The organism is Spirosoma harenae (assembly GCF_054776975.1).
In genome coordinates this window covers 513,777-539,393 of record NZ_BAAHBD010000007.1, presented here as the reverse complement: position 1 = coordinate 539,393, position 25,617 = coordinate 513,777, and the positions used below count along the sequence as shown (strand labels likewise).

The following is a 25,617-nucleotide window of genomic DNA, read 5'->3' as shown; positions in this document are numbered from 1 at the left end:
TTATACAATGCAGCTTTTCAGCGGTTAATTTATTTTATACAATCTTCCGTTTCCGTGAATGGGTAGTATACAACTAATAGTATCGACCAGCCTTCTTCCTTCGTTCTGCCAGTAAATGTCTGCTGGCTTCTTCTATACTTTTCTTTAAAAGTAAATGAAAAGCGGCTTGAGAAGTCAATCACACCAAAATTAGTTGACTAATCGGCATAATTTAATTTATCTTTGTAGCTAAGATATTTAAATGCTAAGATAGATGAGTGATGATCTAGCCAATCGAGTCAGAAAACTGAGTCAACACTATGCATTCAGTTCTATTCAGATGCACGAAGCCATAGGCCGAAAAGCGGGACTTTCCGGGACTGACCATAAATACCTGGGATTTCTAATAGAAAAAGGTCAGATGACAGCCGGTGAGTTATCGACTTTAACAGGTTTGACGACAGGCGCAGTTACTGGCTTGATAGACAGGTTCGAAAAGAAGCAATTGGTAAAAAGGCAATTCGTAGCAGACGACAGGCGGAAGGTAATCATCGTACCGAACACAGAAACGATCATGGCACTTTTTGTACCTCTCTACAAAGAATTCCGGGAGAAGTCGGCAGCCTTGATTGCTTCGTTTTCAGATGAAGAAATCAAAATCCTGGAAAGCTACTTTTCAAAAGCAATTGACATTATGGATAGCACAACCAATGAACTTCAAAACAAGGCATTGTAGCCAAAGTAACGTTATGAAAAACCAACGCAGTAAGATTTCATTTGTATTTGATTTTCAGCATATTGACAAAACCCAGCAAAAAATTGCCGGGGGTAAGGGTGCTAACCTTGGGGAACTCACCCGGATTGACGGAATACGCGTTCCAGATGGTTTTTGTATTTCAACAGAAGCGTTTCAACGAATCATCGGAGAAGCTTCGGCGCTGAACGCATTACTCCATAACTTATCGGCGCTGACAGTGGAAAACCGGGCCAAAATCAGCGAACTAAGTAGCGAGATTCGCCAGGTTATTGAAGGAATAGCTATTCCTTCAAACATTCAGGAAGAAGTCGCCAGCTATCTGGCCAAGCTTGGAGAAAAAGACGCCTATGCAATACGATCGAGTGCAACAGCCGAGGATTTACCAACGGCTTCTTTTGCCGGACAGCAGGATACGTATCTAAATATTGTTGGCAATGAGGCCGTTCTGAAGCATATCAGCAAGTGCTGGGCATCGCTGTTTACGGATCGTGCGGTCATGTATCGAATACAAAATGGCTTCGACCATCGTAAAGTTCAACTAGCTGTAGTGGTTCAGAAGATGGTCTTTCCGGACGCATCAGGGATCATGTTTACAGCCGACCCAGTTACTTCCAACAGAAAGGTACTTTCTATTGATGCCAGCTTTGGGCTTGGTGAAGCATTGGTTTCCGGTCTGGTCAATGCGGATAATTACAAAGTGCGCGACGGCAAGATTATCGACAAGAAAATCTCCACCAAGAAACTGGCTATTTATCCCATAACCAATGGCGGAACGAACGAACAGGCAATTGAGCCTGAGCACCAGAACAAGCCAGCGCTGATGGATGAGCAGATTTTACAGCTTGAACGTATGGGCAGACAGATCGAAACCCATTTCGGTAGCCCGCAAGACATCGAATGGTGTTTGACTGATAATCAAGTTTATATTGTTCAGAGTCGGCCAATCACGACGCTGTATCCCATTCCAGAAGCGGCTGACTCCGAAAACCATGTTTATGTGTCCGTTGGTCACCAGCAAATGATGACCGATCCCCTAAAGCCATTAGGGTTGTCGATCTGGAATTTAACGGCAGCACGTCCTATGTTTACGGCGGGGGGAAGGCTGTTCGTGGATGTCACAGAGGAGCTGGCTTCGCCGGATAAACGAGATATTCTCGTAAATGTGCTGGGTAAATCGGACCCGCTCATAAAAGACGCGCTCACGACCTTGTTAGAGCGAGATGATTTTATACCTCTGTTGCCCGATGATACGCTGGAGCAGCGTTCCGATAAAAGAGATCAAGGTCCGTCGTTTAGGGATTTTCGAGCGTTAAACGAGTACGATCCAGCTATCGTTGCTGAGTTAATCCAGAGCAGTCAGGCATCGCTTGACGCGTTAAAACAGGCGATTCAAACTAAATCGGGAGTCGATTTATTTGATTTCATTGTAGCAGATGCCCCGCAACGAGCGAAGAATGTAGCTGATCCACGAAGTTTTGGTGTGATTATGACAGCCATGAATGCTTCAGCCTGGGTCAATACCAACCTGGAGGAGTGGCTGGGTGAAAAGGCGGTGGCTGACACACTTTCTCAATCTGTACCAAATAATATCACCTCAGAAATGGGACTGGCCCTATTGGATGTTGCCGATGCAATTCGTCCGTACCCGGAAGTCATTACGTATTTGCAGCAGGGCGGACTTCAGGAAAAAAAGGATAATGTTCTGAATGAGTTGGTTAAACTCGATGGCGGACAAGAAGCTCGTGATGCAATCGATGCTTATTTGACCAAATACGGGATGCGATGCGCCGGGGAAATTGATATAACAAGAACCCGTTGGAGCGAAAACCCAGCTACTCTTTTCCCGCTGATTCTAAGCAATATCAAAAATTTTGAGCCGGGCGAAAGTGGTCGGAGATTTGAGAAAGGGCGTCAGGAAGCTTTAGAAAAAGAGCAGGAGTTGATAGATCGACTGAAGAACTTACCGGATGGCGAAGAAAAGGCAAAAGAAACCATCCGGATGATTGGATTGATCCGGAATTTTGTCGGTTATCGTGAATATCCCAAATACAGTATTGTCAGCCGCTTCTTCGTGTATAAACAGGCGTTGATGAAAGAAGCCGAACGACTCGTACAGGCAGGTATTATTCACGAAAAAGAGGATATCTATTACCTTAATTTTGACGAGCTCCGCGAAGTCGTACGTACGCATAAACTGGATTATCAACTCATTAATCATCGAAAAGAGGAATACAAACTTTTTGAAAAACTAACGCCTTCCCGTGTTATGACGTCGGATGGTGAAATCATTACCAGTGCGTTTAAGCGTGAAAATCTCCCAGATGGAGCTATAGTAGGATTACCCGTTTCGGCCGGCACTGTAGAGGGTCGGGCTCGCGTCATCATCAATATGGAAGATGCGAATCTGGAACGTGACGATATATTGGTTACCTCCTTTACAGACCCCAGCTGGACACCCTTGTTTGTTTACATAAAAGGGCTGGTTACCGAAGTTGGTGGACTGATGACTCATGGAGCCGTTATCGCTCGTGAATATGGACTACCAGCCGTTGTCAGCGTAGACAATGCGACCAAACTGATTAAAGACGGACAGCGAATTCGGGTGAATGGAACAGCTGGCTATATAGAAATCTTACAAGCCACCTAAGGCAATTGTCTTGCGAAATACTATTGATAATCAATAGTATTTCGCAAGAATACTTTATTTATTTTTCCTTAAAGCTAGTTACGTTGACCCGAATTTTTTTATCGGGCATTTCGGCTATTTCCATCAGAAATGTTATTACTCCGTCTTTCCCTTCAATCGTCAGTGTTGTGTGCCGCTGCGGTCCGGATGGGTCATCAAAGGTCGCTTTAATCACTGTTTTTCCCTCTTTATAGGCCACGTTCCAGTTGCATGTATTGGATTGAACGGCGCCAACCATTTTATGGTCCGCCCTACCAGGTGTGATGGTTACCTGTGATTTAGTGATGTCAATAGTACTTTGTTCGGCCTCGGTTCGTTGAACGACTCCAGATCCATCAAGGTACTCTGTTTTCGAGGAAACGAGCGTTACGTCTTTGTCGCATTGGCCAAAGCTGAGTGTTGTAGTAAATAAGATCGTAAGGCAGATAATACTTTTCATAGCTATTTGTTCATTTATGTCAACAGTCATCAAATCTATTAACATGCAAGCTACTATGCAAAACAATGTAGCTTGCATAACCTAAAATATGATAAGAGGTCAATAGTTAGGATAAGTGGACCTGTTGCAATTGGCTTGATTAGCCTCTGCTAATAGGCATATACGGCGATAAAGTAGCCTAGTGAACTAAAATCCTGAGGTTCTTGCTGTATTCTTAAAATAGTCCTTTTTCATTCCCCGCCAAACCCCTAATTTTGCAGGATTTTTGACCGGACGCTGCTGTCTGGCCTTGCCAGATACGACGATCTGACTAGTATTCAAACGGGGCCACCTGGCATTAACCCGCCTGTGTGGTTCACTGTCCCGCTGAAAAATGCCCAAAAACACCAACATTCGCTCTGTTCTGATTATTGGCTCAGGCCCCATCGTGATTGGCCAGGCCTGTGAATTCGATTATGCCGGTTCGCAGGCAGCCCGCTCCATCCGCGACGAAGGCATCGAAGTAGCGCTGATCAACTCCAACCCGGCCACGATCATGACCGATCCGATCAATGCGGATCATGTGTATCTGCTGCCGCTGGAGAAGAAGTCTATTGTCGAAATCCTGAAAAAACATCAGGAAATGGGTCGGCCTATCGATGCGGTTCTGCCGACAATGGGTGGCCAAACGGCGTTGAATCTGGCCATCGACTGCGAAAAAGCAGGCATCTGGCAGAAATACGGCGTCAAGATTATTGGTGTCGATATCAAAGCCATCGAGACCACTGAAGACCGAGAGAAATTCCGGTTATTGATGCTTCAGTTAGGTGCTGGCGTGTGTAAAGGCCGCACGGCCCGCTCCTTTCTGGAAGGAAAAGAAATTGCGCAGGAAATCGGATTCCCCCTCGTTATTCGGCCGTCATTTACGCTCGGTGGAACAGGTGGCGGCTTCGTAAACGTACCTGAAGATTTCGACAAAGCCCTAACCCACGGTCTGCATGCGTCGCCGGTACATGAAGTACTGGTGGAACAAAGCGTGATGGGCTGGAAAGAATACGAATTGGAATTGCTGCGCGATAACAACGGTAATTTCATCATCATCTGCTCCATCGAGAACTTCGATCCGATGGGCGTCCATACGGGCGATAGTATTACAGTCGCTCCTGCTATGACGCTGCCCGATACGCTGTATCAGCAAATGCGCGATTTAGCGATTCGGGTGATGAGTGGTATCGGGCAATTTGCGGGGGGATGTAACATCCAGTTCTCGGTCAATCCGCAAACCGACGAGATTATCGTCATTGAGGTGAATCCGCGTGTAAGCCGCTCATCGGCACTGGCTTCGAAAGCAACAGGTTATCCGATTGCTAAGATTGCCGCTAAAATGGCGGTTGGTTATAACCTCGATGAATTAATCAACCCAATTACGGGAACGACGTCGGCCTTTTTCGAGCCAGCAATTGACTATGTTATCGTAAAAGTGCCGCGCTGGAATTTCGATAAATTCCCCGGTGCCGATCGCTCGTTGGGCCTACAAATGAAATCGGTGGGTGAAGCAATGGGTATTGGTCGGAATTTCCAGGAAGCCCTGCAAAAAGCCTGTCAGTCGCTGGAAATTCGCCGGAACGGATTGGGGGCGGATGGTCACGAACTAACCGACCGGGCTGCGCTTACGGAAAGTCTTCAGCACCCAAGCTGGAACCGGTTATTCCATATCTACGATGCGTTTAAAGCGGGCATGTCGTTCCGAACGATTCAGCAGTTGACCAAAATTGACCCTTGGTTTTTGCATCAGATCGAAGAATTAATCGAACTGGAACGCGAAATTCAGCAGTACGATCTGGACGATATTCCGCCCGAATTGCTCCGTACGGCCAAGCAGAAAGGTTATGCCGACCGCCAGCTGGCGCACTTGCTTCAGGTGAAAGAAAGCAAGGTGTATCAGTATCGCCAGGCCCACAACATTCGTCGGGTGTATAAGTGCGTAGATACTTGTGCCGCTGAGTTTGAAGCCAGAACCCCTTATTACTATTCAACTTTCAACAATCAGGTTCCCATCACGACCGATCATGCCGAACCTGTTTCGGATTTGCCGGGCAACGAATCGATTCGCAGTAACCGCAAGAAAGTAGTGGTGCTCGGATCGGGACCAAACCGGATTGGGCAGGGTATCGAGTTCGATTATTCGTGCGTACACGGCGTATTAGCGGCTAAAGAAGCGGGCTACGAAACAATCATGATCAACTGCAACCCGGAAACCGTTTCGACTGACCCGGATATTGCGGATAAACTGTATTTTGAGCCGGTTTTTTGGGAGCATGTTCATGCGATTATTATGCATGAGCAGCCTGAAGGCGTCATTGTGCAGTTGGGTGGTCAAACTGCCCTAAAAATGGCTGAGAAGCTGACCCGTTATGGTATCAAGATCATCGGTACGAGTTGGGAAGCGCTTGATCTGGCTGAAGATCGCGGGCATTTCTCCGATATGCTTCGGAAACTAGATATTCCGTACCCAAAATTCGGAACGGTACGGGAAGCTGAAGGGGCTATCGAATTGTCGCGTGAGCTGGGATTCCCGTTGCTGGTCCGTCCGAGCTACGTATTGGGTGGTCAGAGCATGAAAATCGTGATCAACGAGAATGAACTGGAGCAACATGTGATGAAGATTTTGCAGGACATTCCTGACAACAACATACTGCTCGACCACTTCCTCGAAAACGCCATCGAAGCCGAAGCCGACGCCATTTGCGACGGCGAAGATGTGTACATCATCGGCATCATGGAGCATATCGAACCCGCAGGTATCCACTCCGGCGACTCGTATGCGGTTCTGCCACCGTTTGATCTGAGTGAGAACGTGATCCGGCAGATTGAGGAGCATACGAAAAAGATTGCTGTTGCACTCAAAACGGTCGGCTTAATCAACATTCAGTTCGCGATCAAAGACGAGGTGGTTTACATTATCGAAGCCAATCCACGCGCCAGCCGGACGGTTCCGTTCATCTGTAAAGCCTACCAGGAGCCGTATGTCAACTACGCGACGAAGGTGATGCTGGGCGATAAAAAGGTGAAGGACTTTAATTTTAAGCCCGTCAAAAAAGGCTACGCGATCAAAATACCCGTGTTCTCGTTCAGCAAATTCCCGAACGTCAATAAAGAGCTCGGTCCCGAAATGAAATCAACGGGAGAGGGTATCTACTTCATTGATGACCTGACAGATGATTACTTCCAGAAGGTCTACTCTGAACGAAATCTGTACCTGAGCCGATAACAAAAAAACGGGCTGCATCGAAATCGAGCAGCCCGTTTTTTATACGCCCTGGTTAGCTATAGCCAGCCAAGTAAAGAGAGAACTAGTTTCAGGGCGAAAAACGTCAAGACAAAGGAAAATAGAATAGCCAGAGGCCAGTTACTGGAAAGGAAGAAGTTTTTCATAGAAGTTCAATATATTACGATATGTTAATGTTAATAGAGGGTACTACAAATATATTAAATGGTAAAATAGTAAACAAATTAGAGAAATAACTTCTTAATCGCTAACGCAATAGAATGGATAAAATACAGGAATGGGCAACCAGTAAACGACCTTTATTCGAGTAGCTGCAGCACAAATCAAGAGGCTTTCAATACCTAAAATAAGGGATTTGGTTTCGTAAAAGAAGAGTATACTAGAAGGCGCAACCACTTTTTAATGAGTTATTTATAACCCACACCAACCCTAAATCTGTTTCAAACGAAACTGGTTGCTTCTCCTACCGCCAGTATATGTCTTGAAAATAACGATTAGCCTTTTGATAGTCTGTATTTCCTTTATCGTCTATGTAATGAGTAGGCCAACTTCTCCTATGCCCAAAAAGATAGATAGTCTACAAACTACGCAGCCGAAAGAACAACAGACAGAAGAACCGAGAGCCCAGACTCAGGCCAGAAAGGCGGACTTGGCCAGTAGACAACTCCATCTGCTAGCGGCCGAAAATGAAATACGATTTACGTTTACGTACTCTGGTATTGGCTTGATGGGCGTTAAAGAAATAGAAACAGGTTGCCTTTGGGTAGGCGTTAATGATGAAAAAAAACGCTATACACTCATCACTAAAATTTTAAGCCGTGTTGCCCGAAAACAACTCTTCGACTGCCTCACTATAGTGGATTATAAACAGAATGAAATAAGGCGAATCCATATCCGGGAATAAGCTATATGCCAGCAAGAAACCTGCGAAACTAAACGATTAACTAACGGTCCCTGTGCCACCAGGATCATGACCTGTTCGTAACCACCCTAGCAACGCATCAAGATTCGACGTATTGATATCAGGTTTAAGCGGGCCAGGCCCTTCTTTATCGGCCAACAAGTCAAACTGTCCCTGGAATACATCGTTTTCACCAGAAATAGTTACCTCGGCAATGGGTTCTTTTTCATGGTATTCGGCCAGGATCAGCTTGAGCTGCCCGGACTGGGGTTGGATTACCTCTTTGAGAATATAACCCGCCATCACATAATGATCAATCTGGCTATTGGCCCAGCTTACCAGCATCGAATAGGTTTCGTCTTCCATCTGTATTAACGTTTTCGATTCACGACAGTGTTATCAGCGAGGATAAGCGTCTTTCAGAGAATAGGACACGATGCAGGGTTGAATTGTTATGAAGTAATGAGGTACAGAGTTCTATAAATCATCATCAACTGCTCGTTCGCTCAAAAGTTTGACTCGCTTATAGGCCGATTGAGTAACTTCCGTTACATACTCAACCCGGTCATCCTATGCCAGCTCCTCCCATTAGTTTCGACCCGCCTTACGATCTCCACCTGCTGCGGGGCCAGTCTCTTCAAATTTTCACTGGAGCCTTCTCGCTATTGACCATTGCCGGGAGTCCGGCACATCGGTATGTTGATCGTAACGCTGGAATTAGCTACACCTTCTGGACAAGTTTCGACGAGGACAAAGCCGCTGATTTTGGTCTGACGGTCGACAATCCCGTTGAACACGATCCCGCTTTTGATCGAAAACCAAATTGGCGAATTAATTTACTAGCCAATGAGCCTGCTAACGAGCACAACCGGATTCGCAATTTCCATCTCTTTGCCGAAGTCACGAAAGAAAAAGAGGGCGATGAAACGGAAGACCCTACTAACTGGACAGCCGTACGCATTCACATTCATAATGCGCTTTCAACGATCTGGCTTACACCCAGGGCCTTAACGATACCCCTCAATGTTCCTTATGAATTTCGAGTTTATGCTCGATTTGATGATGATGTTGTTGCCGACATCAGCGATTACAATTATTATCGGATAGTCAATCCGGTAGCGATCACCTGGGATTCACCTACGCCTAATTTAATTAATCCGAACAACGGAACGATCCGTGCGAAGAGTCCGGCGGGATTACACGATGTAACTGTATCGGCGGTGTATAATGGAACAACGCTACAGGATAGTGTTCTGGCGCACGCAACGACCCAGCTAACCGACACCTCAACGCTTCGGGCCGAACTGGTTGTAACGGGCGGATGTCCGGGATTTTCCCGATTGAATGACGTGCCCAATATTCTGTTTCTATCCGAAGGCTTTACCCGCGATCAGGAATTCAACTTTAAAATTCTGGTTGCGGAGTATGTTCTGGATTTGATGAACAAAAAAATCACTTCGCCCTTCAATCTGCTCAAAGGCTCCATTAATTTCTGGATGGTATTTGTGCCCTCGCGCGAGAGCGGTGCAACCTACTGTGGCGATCTGGCCGTTCGCCAGAAACCGAATGAACCCATTCTCGCTAAGTTAATCGGATTACCCATTCCGCATATTGAAAAACCCGACAGCGATAAGCCGATTGCCCAATGGGGAGTTGAGCATCTGCTCTATTGGGTCGGATTACCCGTCAGGGCAGAACGTAATCCCGATGATCAGCAGGTTATCGATGGGATATTTGCAAAATGGGCGGCTACGACCAATCTCACAGATGACGAAATTGATAAGTTGAAGACGAATGAATCATTACGAAAGAAATGGCAGAAATTGGGCGAAAGGCGTCTTCCTGATGCGAAAGATACGGCCTTCGGTATCACGATAACCGATCAGACAGCGGCCCTTAGATGGGGCGATTTCAGTGAAATAAATCTGGACTCAAAGCGCATCCAGCGGAGACATCTGGATGCGCTGTTTAGAAATTTACGGGATGAGGACGACAACCTGATTGGCACTACGTTCATAAAGGAGGCTACTCTGACGCAGCCACAGGGGAAAGACTGGGATAATATTGTTCTCTTAACGGCTATTCGTCGCGGGCGTGCGTTAAACTCCGCAGGCTATATGTTTACCATTCTTGACAAGGTCAGTTATTTTCAGACTACAGAAACCTTACTCGGTGATTTAACGACCTTTCAGGTTCCAATTGCTCCGACCGATTTGCCGAATAAGTTGCCAATCAATGCAAAAGCCACGACTACCCATGAGTTATGTCATTCATTTGGTCTGGAAGATGAGTACGGCGAACAACCACCATCGGATAGTTATGACAATAAACCAGTAACCGATCCGTCCGTATCAGGCTGGCCATTTGCCAACTTTACCGAACGTGCGTCTAACTTAGACTGGTCGAGTAATACGCAGGCCAGAGCGGATCTTGAGGTACCCGTATCAACGGGAGGCCATCAGATTCAACCGTATCACATCAAGTGGCGCTATCATCGCATTCAAACGTGCGGCATCGTAACGGCATTGACGGTTACCGGTAATCAAGTCATATTAATCTTACCGAGTGGTCAGGTTAGCCAATTTACAGTGAACAAATCCGTCTTTCTCCGGAAGCGACGGAAGACGGCAACGGTAAATATTCTCTTTAATCCGGTAAATGGTAGTACCAGTACACTCGCTACGATCGTAACACCGGACCCTATGCCTATTGCCTTTGGCCGTGAGGTCGAAATAACCGCGATCGATGTCGCTACGAATCAGGTAACCCTTACGAGCGACGGCGATACCCTGATTGTTCAGGTTGAACCGGGGCAGGCTGCTTCCCTTCAGACAGGTACCGGATTTGAGATTCGATCCGGAAACAGACGAGGCCCTGTCGTCACGCTATTTCGTACACCGAATCCGGCTGATGCGGATCATGATCTCATCGAAAAGGCGCTTTCCCCACTACTGACGGTAACGAGCATTGATGCAGTCAATAATCAGATTACGCTAACCATTCCAGCCAACAGTTCTCTTTCTGCCTACCTGAGCACCGTCGATCCGAACGAAGCCATGATTGTCTTCGAGCCGATTGATATGCCAGACGGCCAGCGATCAGCTGATTATCCGCATGCTGAACTGATTTCGCAGAAAGTATTAAATCATATTCTGGTCAATCCATTCGCCTTTAATACCAATGACGCTCATCAGGAAGTGATTCCCGAAACGTCCGATAACACGAATATTCCCGGTCATTTAGTGCCTTGTTGTTCGCGCCGGAAGAAAGAGGTTATTGGCTTATACGCCGGTGGCGATCAGCGCCATGGTGGAGTGTATCATCCAGCGGCAAGTTGCATGATGCGATCCTCCATTTCTGACGGTCATTATACGGAACTATGTGCCGTTTGTCGCTACACGCTCGTCAACCTGATTGATCCGACCAAGCACCGCGATTTCGACGCCGACTATATGGATCGGAATATATATCCAGACTAGAAAAGCGTGCCGTTGGCTAAATAGCTCCAAGTCACGATAGAAGAATGCCTTACCTTTTGCCTGACTAAACTTCGCCTGTATGTCTGCTCCGCGTTGTGCGTTCAATCCTCCGTATGATATTCACCTGCTTCGGGGGCAATCCATCGAGTTGTCGAACTTGCTGGAAATTGACAGGACAAATGCGTCGAAATATGTCGATGCCCACGCGACCATCAACTACACGTTTCAAACCAGCTTTACAGCATCGGATAACCTAAAAATAACGGCATCGCTCAGCAGCACGACCAGTCGAAAGCCAACCTACATCGTCCAACCGAATCCGACGGCGCCTACCGATCCGAAATTCCTCATTACCAGTTTTCTGGTATATGCCATCGTAACGGATACGTCAGACAGTTCAACCACGCAGGCGGCCATTCGGATTCACGTGCATAAAACCATTCAGAAAGTCTGGATGACGCCCGATCCCATCACGGTATATCAGGGAATGAAGGGCGCTCGGGCTGCTGTATATGCCCTTTTCGACGATCATGTTGTGGCTGAAATCGGAGATATTTACGTGGGTGATAACGCAGAGATCATTGATTACGCCATCACGAACAAAATCCAGATCAAGTGGAAATGTACGGCTACACCTGGTTTAATCAACGATAGTGGACGCATAACGCCGGGTACGCATACAGGCGATCATACTGTAAGCATTACCGTAAAATATGGTTCGCGGACCGTTTCCGCTACAGGTAAAGTTAGCGTATCGACGTTACTAGCGGCCAATCAGACAACGCTTCAGGCTGAACTGGTCGCTACGGGCGGCTGTCCGGGGTTTGCCAAACTGAACGAGGTACCGAATATCCTTTTCCTCTCTGAAGGATTTACGAATCAGACAGCGTTTGACACACTGCTGAATAATTACGTATCGGATCTGGTCAATAAAAAAATTACCTCGCCCTTCGATCTGCTCAAAGGCTCCATTAATTTCTGGAAAGTATTCGTGCCCTCGCGCGAAGATGGGTTGACGTACCGCTCGGTGCTGGAAGTATTAGAAACCGATCCTAATGTCTTAATGGCTTCACCGGCTAAAGTGGCGACCAAGCCCAGCAGCAATGACGCCAGTACATGGACGGCTGAAAATTTGCTGTATTTCGTTGGCAACCCTGTTAAAGGCGACGCTGTTGTGGGCGATACTGCACTTCGGCTTCGCTGGGAAAACACCACTAAACTGACGACGGCTCAATTGGATGTTTTATTCGATTCAGCCGGTACGAATTATCTGGCAGGAAGTTGGCGATCGGATGCCGAACGTCGGCTACCTGATGCAAAAGATACCGCATTCGGCATCAGCGTGAACGACTATACGGCGGCTGAACTGGACTATAGCTATAACTTCATCAATTTTGACAAACGCCGGGTTCAGCGCGATTTTCTGGATGGATTTCTGGGTAGTTTAAAAGATACCGATAATAACCTGATCGGCCCTGTATTCGTGATGGATACCCCCGCTGGAAATCGCGGAAAAGATTTCGACAATGTTCTCTTTTTGCTGGTGGATGGCCGGGGCCGCGAACAGAACGAAGCCGGATACCTGTTTGCCGCAATCGAGGATACAGCGGCCATTTCACTGAAAGGAACTCTGGCAGATGATCGGGTTTCGGAAATAGCGGTTAAGGTTCCTTCTAAGATGCCCTTGCGCAAAAAAGGGTCCGTTACCCATGAAATAGCGCATTCGTTCGGGCTGGGCGACGAGTATGGCGAATCGCCTGATGATGAACGTTTTCTAGGCAAACCTGTTACAGATCCGCAGGTCGCCAATTGGGTATTTGCCAACTTCCAGGCACCCGCTAATCGTACCGATTTCTATAGTAATATCCAGGCCAGAAAAGATGTCGAACGGCCAAAACCCGGAGGAGCCGTCGGAACCGAAATCGACGCGTATAAAATCAAGTGGCGTTACCACCGCATTCAGAAATGTTCGCTGATTACGGCAATTACGGTGTCGGGGCCTGACATCGTCATGACGCTGAAAAATACGAAAGTCAATTTTAAAGTTGGTGAAACCGTATTTTTCCGAAAACGGCAAGTCAATCGGTTTCAGATTCAGATTTACACGATAGGTATGGCCGTTATGGCCGAAATCGTGAGTCCCACTACGCTGGCGAAGGTGTTCACAAAATATTATGTGAACGTGCTATCGATTGATGCGGCAGCGAATAAGCTGACTGTCAAAACCGAGTATGAATCAGCACAGACGACACTGGAAGTAAAGCCTGGCCAGATTCAGTTTTTTACCGTAGGACAACGATTGGGTATTCTGGACAAGCGACTGACCGATCCTATCTATACCATCACCAGAACCCCTGCCGCTACCGCCGGACAGCCTGATAGCCAGACGCTTTCATTATCGCCAGAGTGTACAGTAAAAGCAAAATCAGGTAATCAGGTTACGCTGCAATTGGTTGCCAACACGCCGTTACCAACGGACCTGACGACGCTCAATGCCAACGAAGAGATGTTGTTGTATGCCGCTGTCCCGGTCCGCGATAATCAGGGGAATAATCAGTATAAATACGCTGAACTAATTGCCAAACCCGTTCTGGATTATTTGAATGCTAACCCATTCCCCCTGAATGCCAACGCAGCCCATCAGGAGCTTATCGACAAGGATGAGATACAGAATTCATCACTTCCCAAAGACTTAATCCCCTGTTGCACAAGCCGGAAGAAAGAAATTGTTGGCCTTTACAATGGGGGCATGCATCATTTTGGTGGAATATATCATCCGGTGGCTAAATGTCTGATGAAAAGAGGCTACCTGTCCGAGGATAAACAGAAAAAGCAAAAGGAGCAAGTGATCGAACTGTGCGCCGTGTGTCGATACACGCTGATTAACATGATCGATCCAGATAAATTCAGCGATTTTGATTCCGATTATATCCGTCGAAAAATTTATCCTGACCAACATCCATGGGTACCTTAGAAGAAATTGGGAAACACTTGGCGCTGGCCGTTCGACCGTTGAAAGACGCCGTAAGCGACGCTGCCCATTTCCGGCAGTTCATCTATCAGTTGGGCTGGAAACCGACCGACATACCACCGTCATATTCAGCATTAGCTACCGATGTAGAGGCTGCGCTCACGGCATTAGACGCTCTACAGGCAAGCCCTGATCCGGCAAAGGCATTGGACGTGCTGGCTAAAGTCAAGGCGGTGTATGAAGCACTTCAGAATCTTAGTGATGTTCCGCCGGGGATAACGGATGCGCCCGCGTTTCTGGCCGAGATTCAGGAACGTATTTTCGAATTGCTGGTCGTCGATTATCTGACGATTGCGTGGCCGTTCCTGCTCAACTTCTTCAAAATGACGGGCGTCATCGAAGAGGTCGCCATACCCGGAACCGCCGACCGAAGCCGCCCTTCGTATATTCGGTATAAACTAAACTGGGATCGGATTCCGCAAATTCTGACTCAGCCAGATAAACTTCCCGAACTGATTTACGGCTGGGGAACGCCTGATTTTAATTTCGAGCTTTTTGCCGAACATTTGCTCGAACTGCTTTACGCCTTACGTATTCCAGTATCGCTCGCTTCGTTAGATGCCGAAACAGGCTATCGCTACCTCGATTTTCCAACCGATGATCCCACAAATCCCCGCGTCAAACAGTTTATCAGGATTGCATTTGCGTACCTGAATATTGCCGGACAAGACCGTGATCTGGGGCTTGCTATTTTAGATTTACCTGCCGTCGATGGCAAACTGCCGGGTATCATTGTTCAGCCTGCGCTACCGTCGGAAATTACCCTGCCTGAGTTGCGGATTCGTGAGGATGTCAATCTGATTGTCCGAGCGGGTACTAATATCGCGTCGCTGTTTGGTCTGCTGATTCGGCCCGGTGATATATCTGTTAAATACCCATTTCAGGATGGGCAATTGCCTTCGGCAGGTTTCGGCGCTGGCGTTGAATACGCACCCACTCAGACGCGAACCGTAGTTGGCAACGATGGTGGAACCCGGCTGGAATTGAAAGGTGGATCGCTGGAATTTAGCTTTTTGTTTAACGGCAACGAACCTGAAGTAAAAATAGGTGGGAAGCTAACCGATTTCGCACTAGTCCTCACCCCCGGCGAGGCAGACAGTTTCATCCGAAAATTGGTTGGTGATGGCGAAACGAAGATTCCGTTTACACTCGGATTCGAATGGTCGAATAAGAACGGGATTAAGTTAACGGGCGGTGGCGGTTTCGAAGTGGCTGTTCATCCGCACCTGGTATTAGGACCGATTTCGATTGAGGAATTGTTGATTCGGCTCCGAGGAGAATCCGATCCGAAACCCGCAGCCATTCTGGAAGTAGGCGCAGGTATCAAAGGGCAACTCGGGCCATTGACGCTGATAGTGCAGAATATCGGATTAGCATTAATCACCAAATTCGGTGGCGGAAATGCCGGACCATTCGATATCAGTTTAGGCTACAAACCGCCAACAGGCGTCGGTATTTCCATTGACGGTGGCGGTTTTACGGGTGGCGGTTTCCTCTTTTTCGACGATACGAAAAAAGAATACGCTGGTGGACTTGAACTGACGTTTTCGGGCGTGATCTCGCTCAAAGCCATTGGCATCCTGACGACCCAGATGCCCGACGGAAGCGAAGGATTTTCCCTGCTCATCATCATCACGGCAGAATTCACCCCGATTCAGTTGGGGTATGGTTTTACGCTCAACGGCGTCGGGGGATTGCTTGGCCTGAATCGAACGTATCTGATTGAAGAGCTTCGCAAAGGTGTGTACGATGGCTCGCTTAATTCTATTCTATTTCCGCAAAACATTGTCGCCAATGCGACGACTATCGTTAGTAATCTCAAGCGAATTTTCCCTCCGCAGCAAGGTCATTTCCTGATCGGACCGATGGCAAAAATCGGTTGGGGAACGCCCACGCTGATCAGTATCGAATTAGGGTTATTGCTCGAAATTCCCCGACCCGGTTTTGCACTTTTGGGCGTATTGCGGATGAATTTACCCGAGGAACGGACACCTATTGTCAAGATTCAGGTTAATTTTCTGGGCTACGTTGATTTCGATAAAGGGCAGATTTCCTTCGATGCCTCGCTGATCAATTCCCGCATTCTGACCTTTACGCTTACGGGCGATATGGTATTACGGCTATACTGGAAAGAGAATCCAAACTTTCTGGTGTCCATTGGCGGTTTTCACCCATCCTACTCGCCACCGCCCATGTCGTTGCCCGCCATGAAGCGGTTGAGTCTGATTATTTTCTCTGGCAATCCCAGCCTCAAGGCCGAGTCTTATTTTGCCATTACATCGAATACGATTCAGTTCGGCTCCAAAATCGAGCTGAGTGCTGATGCAAGTGTATTTAACGTATATGGGTTTTTATCGCTCGATGTACTGGTTCAGTTTTCGCCATTTTATTTTATCGCCGAAGTAGCGGCCATGCTGGCCGTTCGGTCGGGATCGCATACGTTGTTTAGTGTCAAGCTAAAACTGACACTCGAAGGACCAACCCCCTGGCACGCACACGGAGAAGCCTCGTTTGAAATCGGCTTCATTTTTACCATTACGATTACCGTTCACTTCGACAAAACCTTTGGCGAACGACGAAACGATACGCTGCCGCCTGTTCGAGTAATCGACAAATTGCTGGAAGCACTTAATCAGTCAGGCAATTGGAAGGCGAAATTACAGGTTGGCAACCAGCACGTTTCCCTCCGGGAATTACCCAAGGATGATACTTCGCTAATTCTGCATCCATCTGGAACGCTGCACGTAACCCAGAAAATTGTTCCGCTTCGACTGGACATTGCCCGCTTTGGCTATCAGCAACCCGATGGCCCGCGTCGGTTCGAGATTACGAACCTAAAAGTCGGGAATGCACAGAAAACACCATCGGATGCGGATTATGAAAAGGAGCAGTTTGCTCCGGCTCAATTCATCGAACTATCTGATTCCGAAAAACTGTCCAGACCATCATTCGAAGCGTTTGATGCGGGTGTAGAAGTTGGTGGTTCGACGCAGCCGCAGAGCGATTACGCAGTCGGGCTCGATGTTTCCTACGAGCTGATTTATGTACCCGAAAAGCAAACCCGCAAATTCCTGAACATCGACCGTGGCCTGTTTGGACTGTATCTAGGCACAAACGCAATTTCTCGGTCGCCGTTAGCCGAAGAACAGCGTAAGCCATCGGTATTAGGCGCCAATCCTGTTCGGGTACGTCCTGAAACGTTCGTCGTTGCTACATCCGATACACTGCAACTGCACCAGCAACTGGTATTTGCTACCGAAACCGAGGCCCAGATGGCACTCGGAAATCTGATTCGTCAGGACGCCGGACTAGCCGATGAATTACAGGTTATTCCCGCTTATCAACTCAACTAAACCCAGCATCGATCATGAGTTTAGCCCGATATACCTTTTTGCCGTGGCTGCGCCGTGGTATCGCCAATCAACTTACGGCGGGTGCCACCTCGTCACGAGCGCAACTGGCCGTTAGCCTGACCGTCAATAATGATACGGCTCATCCAATCTCAAAAACCGTTAGTTTGATCGGCCCCGGCGATATTGTTGGTATCAACCAGCAGATGATTGTGCGGACTGAACCGCGTAATCTAATTACTGATTTCGAACCGAATTATCTGGCGTTTATTGAGTTTTACGACGAAGATTTTCCCTGGCGCTACACACCCGATACGGTTCAGACCAATCATCGACTAACACCCTGGATTACGTTGGTCGTGCTAAAAGAGGATGAGTTTACCGATGTCAATACGGGTAATAGGCCGTTGCCAGCCATAACCATTAAGGCTCCCCGGAACGCCATTCTTCCGCCAACGGCCGATATGTGGGCCTGGGCGCACGTACACCTGAATGAACCCATTGATCATCCCAGCAATCAGCCTGATCTGGGACAATTAGATACGTTGCTCCAGAATTCACCCGATCGTGGGGTTTCCCGGATCATGTGTCCCCGGCATCTGGAGCCGAATAAGGCATACCACGCGTTCCTGATTCCAACCTTCGAGATTGGCCGAAAAGCGGGGCTAGGAGAACCTGTTAACGATAATGATCCCGCCCTTACAATGTCGTGGACAAACGGCGAAACGGGCGAGAAAGAGTATCCGGTTTATTACCGATGGTTTTTCCGAACGGGGGTTGGCGGTGATTTTGAATCGCTGGTTCGGTTGCTGCAACCCCGCGATATGGATAAGCGAGTCGGAATTCGGGCGATGGACGTTCAGGCTCCCGGTTTTGGGATTGGCGCGGTAAGCGTTTCGCCGGACAATACGGTCGGATTAGAAGGTGCATTGCTGGCGCCCACCACCGAGCGAAAGCCCAAAGAAGCTTTCAACTCAGTCAGTGATTTTCCACAGAAAGTACAACCCATCATCAACCTCTCGGAAGATATACGCGATGCAAATCCGAATGCTGATCCGGTTGTAACACCTCCGTTGTATGGCAAATGGCACGCGCTGATCAGCCGATTAAGTCTCGATCCTGATGCTCAGAATTGGTTGCACGAACTGAATCAGGACCCACGCTATCGAGCTCCGGCGGGTATGGGAACGCTCGTAATTCAGCAAAATCAGGAGGATTACATGCGTAAATCCTGGCAGCAAATTGGTGATGTGATCTCGGCTAATCAAAAAATCCGATTCTCGCAGCTGGCCATGCTGACCAGTATGCAGCTTCATCAAAAGCATCTCGCCAATCTCGACGATACGCTCCGACTGGCAATGACAGAATCGTTGCATAAAAAAGTACTTAGCGGATCAACTACGATTCGTTTTCAGGTACAGCAAAGTTTATTGCCTGCCGCTAGTGTCAGTGGGGCTTTTCGTAAACTCGTCCGTCCGCGCGGATTGATGGCGAAGCGATTGGCGATGACCACACCCGTTCGAAGTTTTACAACGTTGCTTCAGGAGTTGAACGTGGGTAAACTAACGGTTTCGCCAGCTAAAGTCGTCCCGTCTGAAGCACAGACATTGCCTACATCTATCGTAAAGCAATTGGATTTTAGCGCCGATGCCGTCAGGAAAATTGGTGCGCGGGGTACGTTTAAAATTCTGCTGTCCGGTAAAGCCCAGACGACTATTACCCGCCTGGATCGGGATAACACGGTAGCTAAAGCGTTTCGGAACGCGCTGACCAATTTACACGCAGTGCTGGATGAAAAAGTGAAGCCCGCACCCGTTCGGCAATCGGTGGAGATTCCGTCGGTCAGTCAGACGATTGTGAACGCGATTAATCCGCTGAAAACCTTTCCGGTTCGGGTGTTGCCGGGTATTACGAAAGGCGACGAAACAGTCCCTAAACTGGATCGGGTGATGGCGTATCCAGATATTAAAGACGCGATGTATGAGCCATTGGTCGCGATTAATAAAGAATTTTTCGTACCAAACCTGAACATCATCCCGCCGAATACACTGTCGCTGATGGTCACGAACCAGCGATTTATTGAGGCTTACATGGTTGGGCTTAACCACGAATTCATGCGGGAACTGCTCTGGCGCGAATACCCAACCGATCAGCGCGGTACGCCATTCCGGCAATTCTGGAAACCCATTGGCAATACGCAGTCGGCAGCCTTACCGCCCAAAGATCAGGCCGAGAAACAGAAAGACATTCCGCCTATTAACGAATGGCTATTAAAGTATCCTGAGAAGATACACCTTGGTGAACATAATCATCGGCAGACGGAAATAGAAGATGCATTGCTGGTGCTGGTTATTCGGGGAGATTTGCTCAAACGCTACCCCAATACGGTCATTTACGCCCAGCAGGCCGAATGGGGAACAACACCTGATAATGCCAATCGACTCGTGCTGTTCGACACAAGTGGACAGGCGGTGGCCGATGGCGTACACATCAAGAATCCGATTTATAAAGCCCAGATCGATCCTGATATTCACTTTATTGGCTTCGATCTAAGCATCACAAAAGCCAAAGGCGATGTAAAGGAAGAAACGGCGGCCGAACAACAGCGGCTTGGCAACAATAACCTGGGCTGGTTTTTTGTGATCCAGCAAGTGCCGGGCGAACCCCGGTTTGGACTGGATGATGAAGCCGCTACCAATCCTAGTCCGCAGAAATGGGATAATCTTTCCTGGTCTTCTCTTGGGGATGAACAGCAGGTCATTGATCTAAGCAAGCCATTTACCCAGCCGCTGACCGGCCAAAATCCGGATGCAGTTAACTGGAATACGCAGTCGGCGGATCTGGCGTATATCTTGTTTCAGAAGCCCGTAATGGTTGCCGTTCATGGCCGCGAAATGCTTAAAAATCTAACTGCCATCCAACCCTGAACGTGATGAATCTGACAGATATTCAACAGAAAGCCGCGGAACTGGCGAGAGGTCGGGACAAAGCCTATGGGCAAGTGGTCGAGCAATTTACCCAATTGGCTGCGCTTAAAAATGAAGTAGCACAGTTACAATCAGCGGGTAAATTGTCGGACAGTGATGCTGCCGTACTTGAGCAACGGTTAGCCGAAGTCGCAAGTGCCGAGCAAAATCTGTCGTTGTATAGAAAGGATGTACTGGCAGGGCGAGCGCAGGAACTTGCCGATTATCAGACACTGTTTGCCGACACGCCCCAAAAGCTGATTGAGCAATTGCCGGATAATCTGCCGTTTGTGCTGTTTCCAGTTCGGATCGAAACGCATTTTCATAATGACGGTAACACGCACGAACTCTGGGTCAGAGTCTATCCCGACGACATCACGACGTTCTCACATAAAAAAGACCTGACGGCTGATGAAATTGAGTCGGGCGAAACCTACTGGCGGCAGGTTTGGGCAACACGTTCTGAGTCAGATGAGTCGGGCAAGCAGCAACGAACAACGCTTTGGAATGGATTAGCTAATCGATTTGGCGCGAATCGGGCTGCCTGGGTAGCTAAACAAACGCAACCGACAAACTGGTCGGCTGATTGGAAGGCCCTTCCTGAGCTAATTTTAAAACCGCAAAATCCGCCCAAACCCCAGCCCTGGACGCAGGCTCCCCACACTCGACTAATGCCCAATCAGTTTGTTTTTATGGGATTTGTCGGGCCTCGGAAAATTCTGGAAGCCGTCGGAAAACCGATTCCTGATTATTTAGTAATGGGTCCCGACCCGTTACAGATGGAAGCATCCTTTGGGCGCGATGACGCTAATAAACTGGTGTACAGCCAGGAAATGGCCTGGATGTTCGATTTTGACGAAGCACTGGCAGTGGGGATGGCGGTTAAAATCCCTTTGCCAAGTCCCTGGTTTCAAAAAGGATTTGATCGGTTGATTGCATTGGGTGTCCGATTTAGTAGCGATGCTACACAAAATCAGCAATTGCTGGATGACCTGATTCAGAATCACAATTACTCCTCTGGCGGAATCAGCATTCTGCCGCAGGGAACGCCAACCAATAACACAGAAAAAGCAAAATCAGGCCCTGCGTTATCCATTGATCGCCAGGCGGAAGTAGAAGTGAATGCTCCTTATTATTCACCAGTTACCGATTTTTATCAGCAAACAGATGGGCAGCGATTAGCCGAAGCGTTAGGCGTTCAGAATGAATCGGTGGCTTTCGTTCCAAATGCTGGACGAACCGATATTCGGGAAGCGTTCGCCATGAATAACGCGCTCTGGCCCGCTACCTGGGGTTTATTTCTGGACGATCTGCTGAAACCGCTGGTGAGTCGATCACGACAGGCATTGGCGCGGCAATTTTTCACTGAGTTTGTATCGGGTCGAGGTAGTTTGCCAGCTATTCGGGTGGGCAATCAGCCGTATGGTTTGTTGGTAACGAGCGATTTTAATAGCTGGCAGTTTACCGATCCTGAGCTAGGAAGTGACAGAGATTTCTGGACCAAACTACTGGCTATTCTGCAACAGCTTCAAAGTCAATGGGAGTTACTGCGTTCGCAGGTAGCTTTTGCTGGAAAACCGGGAAATGATTCCGAAAATCTAATGAACATTCTGGGATTACAGGCTTCTTCTGTTTCGTATCATTCCCGAAAAGCTGTCAGCGATGCGTATGCTTGGAATTACCTTAATTTCCAACAGACTACGCCCGTACCCGATACCGTTTGGGTGCTGCTCCATCGAAACAAACAGGCCCAACTCGCTCGGCTAGGCTTTAATCCGGCAGATGATTTTCTGCTTGAAAAACTACTTTTTCAGGCATCCGCCGATGAATTGAACGGGCCAGTCATCGATAGTGATCCCCGAACCCCGCTGTCGGAAACCGACTTGATTCAACCGTTCAACGGAACGGATAATTACATTGACTGGCTCTTGAAAAACGATTTACAAACGATTCGAAATGGTCAGTTTTTGGATGCGAATAATCAGCCGATTGCCGCGCCCAAAGCCCTGTTGTATCAGGTTCTGCAACGAGCCTATCTGGAAGAATTTGGGAAACGTATTGCCGATTGGCTGGTTGATCAGCAGTTTCTCCAGAACCTACCTGTTGAAAGCCAGATTCAGAATATAGGCGAACAGCAAGACCTTACGAAAGCTGATTTTTTTCAACTGGATGCAGCTAAACTTCGGCTTTCTCAAACGGCTATGCCCGTTGGTGAGTATATCCGTACGCTAATCCCTAAACCCGGCGTACCCTACAATGGCCCGACGCAGATGTTGCCATTAATGGGTGTGATTGAGGCCCTGCGGACGCTCCGTGGGTTGCCTACTGCCCGATTAGAGCGGTTATTCGCAGAACACATGGATTTGTGCAGCTACCGGCTAGATGCCTGGCAAACGGGTTTGTTCATGCGTCGGCTATATAATCTGCAACATACGGATAAGCATGAATATGTGCAGAAAGGTACGTATTTGGGGGCCTATGGCTGGGTAGAAAATCTACGACCCAATACCACCAAAACCGCTGTCTCGCAAGAACAATATCCAGCTCCTCTCCAGGATTCAAAGACCAACGTAATTTTTGAAGATGCCACCAACGGCGGGTACATTCAAACGCCATCCTTACGGCACGCGACGACCGCTGCATTACTGCGCAACGCCTACCTTTCGCATGGCGACGACAATGCGCAATTTGCCGTTAATCTTTCCTCAGAACGGGTTCGGTTGGCGTTGAATTACCTGGATGGCATTCGGAATGGACAGGAATTGGGCGCGTTGCTGGGTTATCAGCTTGAGCGTGGTTTGCACGATCGTGGCTTACTGATGAACCAATATATTTACGTATTGCGCGATCGTTTCCCGTTGACGGCCAGACAATTAACCGAAGTTCCTGACAATGCTCCACAGGAAGTTGTAGAAGCTCGAAATGTAATCAATGGCTATGATTTGCTGGACTACGCCCGTACGCATCCGACTTTACAGGGAATTGCGGGTTTGCCCGCTGATGGCTCATCGGAAAAACAGGCGCTGCTGGCTGAGTTAGACCGCTTAACCAATGCACTTGATGCGGTAGCAGATTTGTCCTTATCAGAAAGTGTTTTTCAGGCCGTCCATGGCAATTATGATCGGGCAGGGGGGATGATGCAAGCCATTTCAGAAGGAAAAATGCCCGCTCCTCCCGAAATTGTTGATACGCCAAGAAGTGGTATATCCATTACCCATCGGGTAGCGGTGTGCCTGCAAACTGAGGGCATAAGCGATCATCACCCGGCCTGGAACGGAGGGGCTTCACCACGAAGTAAAGCGAATCCGTTTGTCAATCACTGGCTTGGCGAACGATTGCCGAAACCCGAATCGATCCAGTTTCACTATCAGGCCGGGAGCGTGGATGATACGTTGTCACTCGCTCAGTTTTCAATACAACCGCTCGATCTTGTGTTGATGATTGGGAACGAATTAGGCACGCTTTCTTCAGAGATTGAGCGGTGGTTGATTTATCAGATTCGTCAGCAGTTCAATATCTCGGACTCGGCGACCATTACGTTTGATTTTCATGAAGCAGCGGCCAATGCCGTATCCTTATCTGCTTTGTTGCCGTTGCTTCGTTCGTTAAAGAAAATCGTGACCGAAGCGCGACCACTTCATGCTCTCGACTTTTTCCCGCAGACACAATCTTACCTTCAGGGAGTACCGAACCCCGCTGGTTATCAAGGCTTAGATGCCTGCAGAATAGCTATAACAGCTTCTATAGCTGATTTGACCGCCCGTGCTTCGACGTTAAAAACAATTGCTGACCAGCTCAATACCGAGTTAACAACGGCTCGCGCCAATCAAACCGCTACTCTACCACCAGCTGTACTCAATTCTGTTCGAACAGCGTTGCTGTCCATCGCTAACTACGGTTGGAGTCAGGCCATTCCAACGTCGACAGATGACAATTCGCTACCTGCTGGCGATGCATTATTGGCGCAGGCAAACGGCTTGATTGCGACCATCGAGAAGCAAGTAGCCACTATTGATTTTACTGATTTTGCCGTACTTACTCCTGATCAACAGCTAGATCGTTGTCGGGAAGCGGCCCGTCAAATTTATGGTCAGTCGTTTAGCTGGATTTCGCAGTTTCAGTTTCAGAATCAACCCCAACTGGCCAATGCGCTTGAACATAGCCGGGATATGCTGAGCGATGAGCCTGAGCTGGTTATGGAAAACTGGTTGCAGAGTTTGGCTCGGGTTCGTACCGATATGGAAAATGTCGAAACGCTGGCTCTGCACCATGATCTCTATCAGGAACAACCGTTCGATTTGATGCCTGTTCAATTGCCTTGGGTATCAGGCGAAAAATGGGTAGGTGAACGTTTCTCTGAAGCACAGCGAAATGAAGAGAGAATGTCAATTGTACTACATCAGGCACCAACAAATTTATCTGGTTTACAGGCCGGTTGGCTGCTGGATGAATGGACTGAATTGATCCCAACAGATCACGAAACAACCGGGATTGCCTTTCATTATAACCGCCCGAATGCCATGCCGCCACAGACAATCTTACTGGCCGTGCCGCCCGCAATTACCGGTAAATGGACCTGGGATGACCTGGTTGGGGTTCTATATGATACGATGGAGCGTGCCAAACGCCGGGCCGTGGAGCCGGATATGCTGACGCCAACGGATTATTTTCAGGTATTACCCGCTGTGCTAAATGACTTCTCGACAGGTGGTTTATCTACGATTTTTACGAAAGGGAGTGTATTACTGAAAAACTAACCAG

The 25,617-nt window shown here is 48.1% G+C and carries 11 protein-coding genes; 9 read left to right on the top strand and 2 right to left on the bottom strand.

Features of this window, described 5'->3' with window-relative positions:
* Nucleotides 1-253 precede the first annotated feature (253 nt).
* The gene (locus tag ACYVE4_RS08150; RefSeq protein WP_460996771.1) at nt 254-715 is read left to right on the top strand and encodes a MarR family winged helix-turn-helix transcriptional regulator; all 462 of its coding nucleotides are present in this window, start codon (nt 254-256) and stop codon (nt 713-715) included.
* 13 nt (nt 716-728) lie between these two features.
* Nucleotides 729-3,383: a phosphoenolpyruvate synthase gene (gene ppsA, locus ACYVE4_RS08145; protein ID WP_460996770.1), complete on the top strand. Its 2,655-nt coding sequence runs from the start codon at nt 729-731 to the stop codon at nt 3,381-3,383.
* A gap of 58 nt (nt 3,384-3,441) precedes the next feature.
* On the opposite strand, the gene ACYVE4_RS08140 is transcribed toward ppsA, so the two are convergent.
* Nucleotides 3,442-3,861, bottom strand: a complete 420-nt coding sequence (locus tag ACYVE4_RS08140; protein ID WP_460996769.1) for a hypothetical protein — start codon at nt 3,859-3,861, stop codon at nt 3,442-3,444.
* Between the two features lie 373 nt (nt 3,862-4,234).
* Between ACYVE4_RS08140 and carB the strand changes: the two genes are divergently transcribed.
* Both carB and ACYVE4_RS08130 read left to right on the top strand, forming a co-directional pair.
* Nucleotides 4,235-7,111 carry a carbamoyl-phosphate synthase large subunit gene (carB, locus tag ACYVE4_RS08135; protein WP_460996768.1) on the top strand — a complete coding sequence of 959 codons (2,877 nt, stop codon included), beginning with the start codon at nt 4,235-4,237 and terminating at the stop codon, nt 7,109-7,111.
* A gap of 574 nt (nt 7,112-7,685) precedes the next feature.
* Complete coding sequence (locus tag ACYVE4_RS08130; protein ID WP_460996767.1) at nt 7,686-8,033, top strand: hypothetical protein; 348 nt, start codon at nt 7,686-7,688, stop codon at nt 8,031-8,033.
* A 36-nt stretch (nt 8,034-8,069) separates the two neighbouring features.
* Here ACYVE4_RS08130 and ACYVE4_RS08125 read toward each other — a convergent pair whose 3' ends face one another.
* Nucleotides 8,070-8,396: a hypothetical protein gene (locus ACYVE4_RS08125; RefSeq protein WP_460996766.1), complete on the bottom strand. Its 327-nt coding sequence runs from the start codon at nt 8,394-8,396 to the stop codon at nt 8,070-8,072.
* A gap of 206 nt (nt 8,397-8,602) precedes the next feature.
* On the opposite strand from ACYVE4_RS08125, the gene ACYVE4_RS08120 reads away from it, so the two are divergent.
* From ACYVE4_RS08120 to ACYVE4_RS08100, 5 genes are all read left to right on the top strand, one after another.
* Complete coding sequence (locus tag ACYVE4_RS08120; protein WP_460996765.1) at nt 8,603-11,509, top strand: hypothetical protein; 2,907 nt, start codon at nt 8,603-8,605, stop codon at nt 11,507-11,509.
* A 79-nt stretch (nt 11,510-11,588) separates the two neighbouring features.
* Nucleotides 11,589-14,483 carry a hypothetical protein gene (locus ACYVE4_RS08115; protein WP_460996764.1) on the top strand — a complete coding sequence of 965 codons (2,895 nt, stop codon included), beginning with the start codon at nt 11,589-11,591 and terminating at the stop codon, nt 14,481-14,483.
* A complete protein-coding gene (locus ACYVE4_RS08110; protein ID WP_460996763.1) occupies nt 14,471-17,893 on the top strand; it encodes a DUF6603 domain-containing protein in 3,423 nt (1,140 codons plus the stop codon). The genes ACYVE4_RS08115 and ACYVE4_RS08110 overlap by 13 nt, the downstream gene beginning before the upstream one ends.
* 14 nt (nt 17,894-17,907) lie before the next feature.
* A complete protein-coding gene (locus ACYVE4_RS08105) occupies nt 17,908-20,817 on the top strand; it encodes a hypothetical protein (RefSeq protein ID WP_460996762.1) in 2,910 nt (969 codons plus the stop codon).
* A 5-nt stretch (nt 20,818-20,822) separates the two neighbouring features.
* Nucleotides 20,823-25,613, top strand: a complete 4,791-nt coding sequence (locus ACYVE4_RS08100) for a hypothetical protein (protein ID WP_460996761.1) — start codon at nt 20,823-20,825, stop codon at nt 25,611-25,613.
* Nucleotides 25,614-25,617: the final 4 nt, after the last annotated feature.

Excerpts from the sequence above, each read along its gene's own strand:
- ACYVE4_RS08150 (WP_460996771.1), top strand. The coding sequence starts at position 254 with ATGAGTGATGATCTAGCCAATCGAGTCAGAAAACTGAGTCAACACTAT.
- ppsA (WP_460996770.1), top strand. The coding sequence starts at position 729 with ATGAAAAACCAACGCAGTAAGATTTCATTTGTATTTGATTTTCAGCAT.
- ACYVE4_RS08140 (WP_460996769.1), bottom strand. The coding sequence starts at position 3,861 with ATGAAAAGTATTATCTGCCTTACGATCTTATTTACTACAACACTCAGC.
- carB (WP_460996768.1), top strand. The coding sequence starts at position 4,235 with ATGCCCAAAAACACCAACATTCGCTCTGTTCTGATTATTGGCTCAGGC.
- ACYVE4_RS08130 (WP_460996767.1), top strand. The coding sequence starts at position 7,686 with ATGCCCAAAAAGATAGATAGTCTACAAACTACGCAGCCGAAAGAACAA.
- ACYVE4_RS08125 (WP_460996766.1), bottom strand. The coding sequence starts at position 8,396 with ATGGAAGACGAAACCTATTCGATGCTGGTAAGCTGGGCCAATAGCCAG.
- ACYVE4_RS08120 (WP_460996765.1), top strand. The coding sequence starts at position 8,603 with ATGCCAGCTCCTCCCATTAGTTTCGACCCGCCTTACGATCTCCACCTG.
- ACYVE4_RS08115 (WP_460996764.1), top strand. The coding sequence starts at position 11,589 with ATGTCTGCTCCGCGTTGTGCGTTCAATCCTCCGTATGATATTCACCTG.
- ACYVE4_RS08110 (WP_460996763.1), top strand. The coding sequence starts at position 14,471 with ATGGGTACCTTAGAAGAAATTGGGAAACACTTGGCGCTGGCCGTTCGA.
- ACYVE4_RS08105 (WP_460996762.1), top strand. The coding sequence starts at position 17,908 with ATGAGTTTAGCCCGATATACCTTTTTGCCGTGGCTGCGCCGTGGTATC.
- ACYVE4_RS08100 (WP_460996761.1), top strand. The coding sequence starts at position 20,823 with ATGAATCTGACAGATATTCAACAGAAAGCCGCGGAACTGGCGAGAGGT.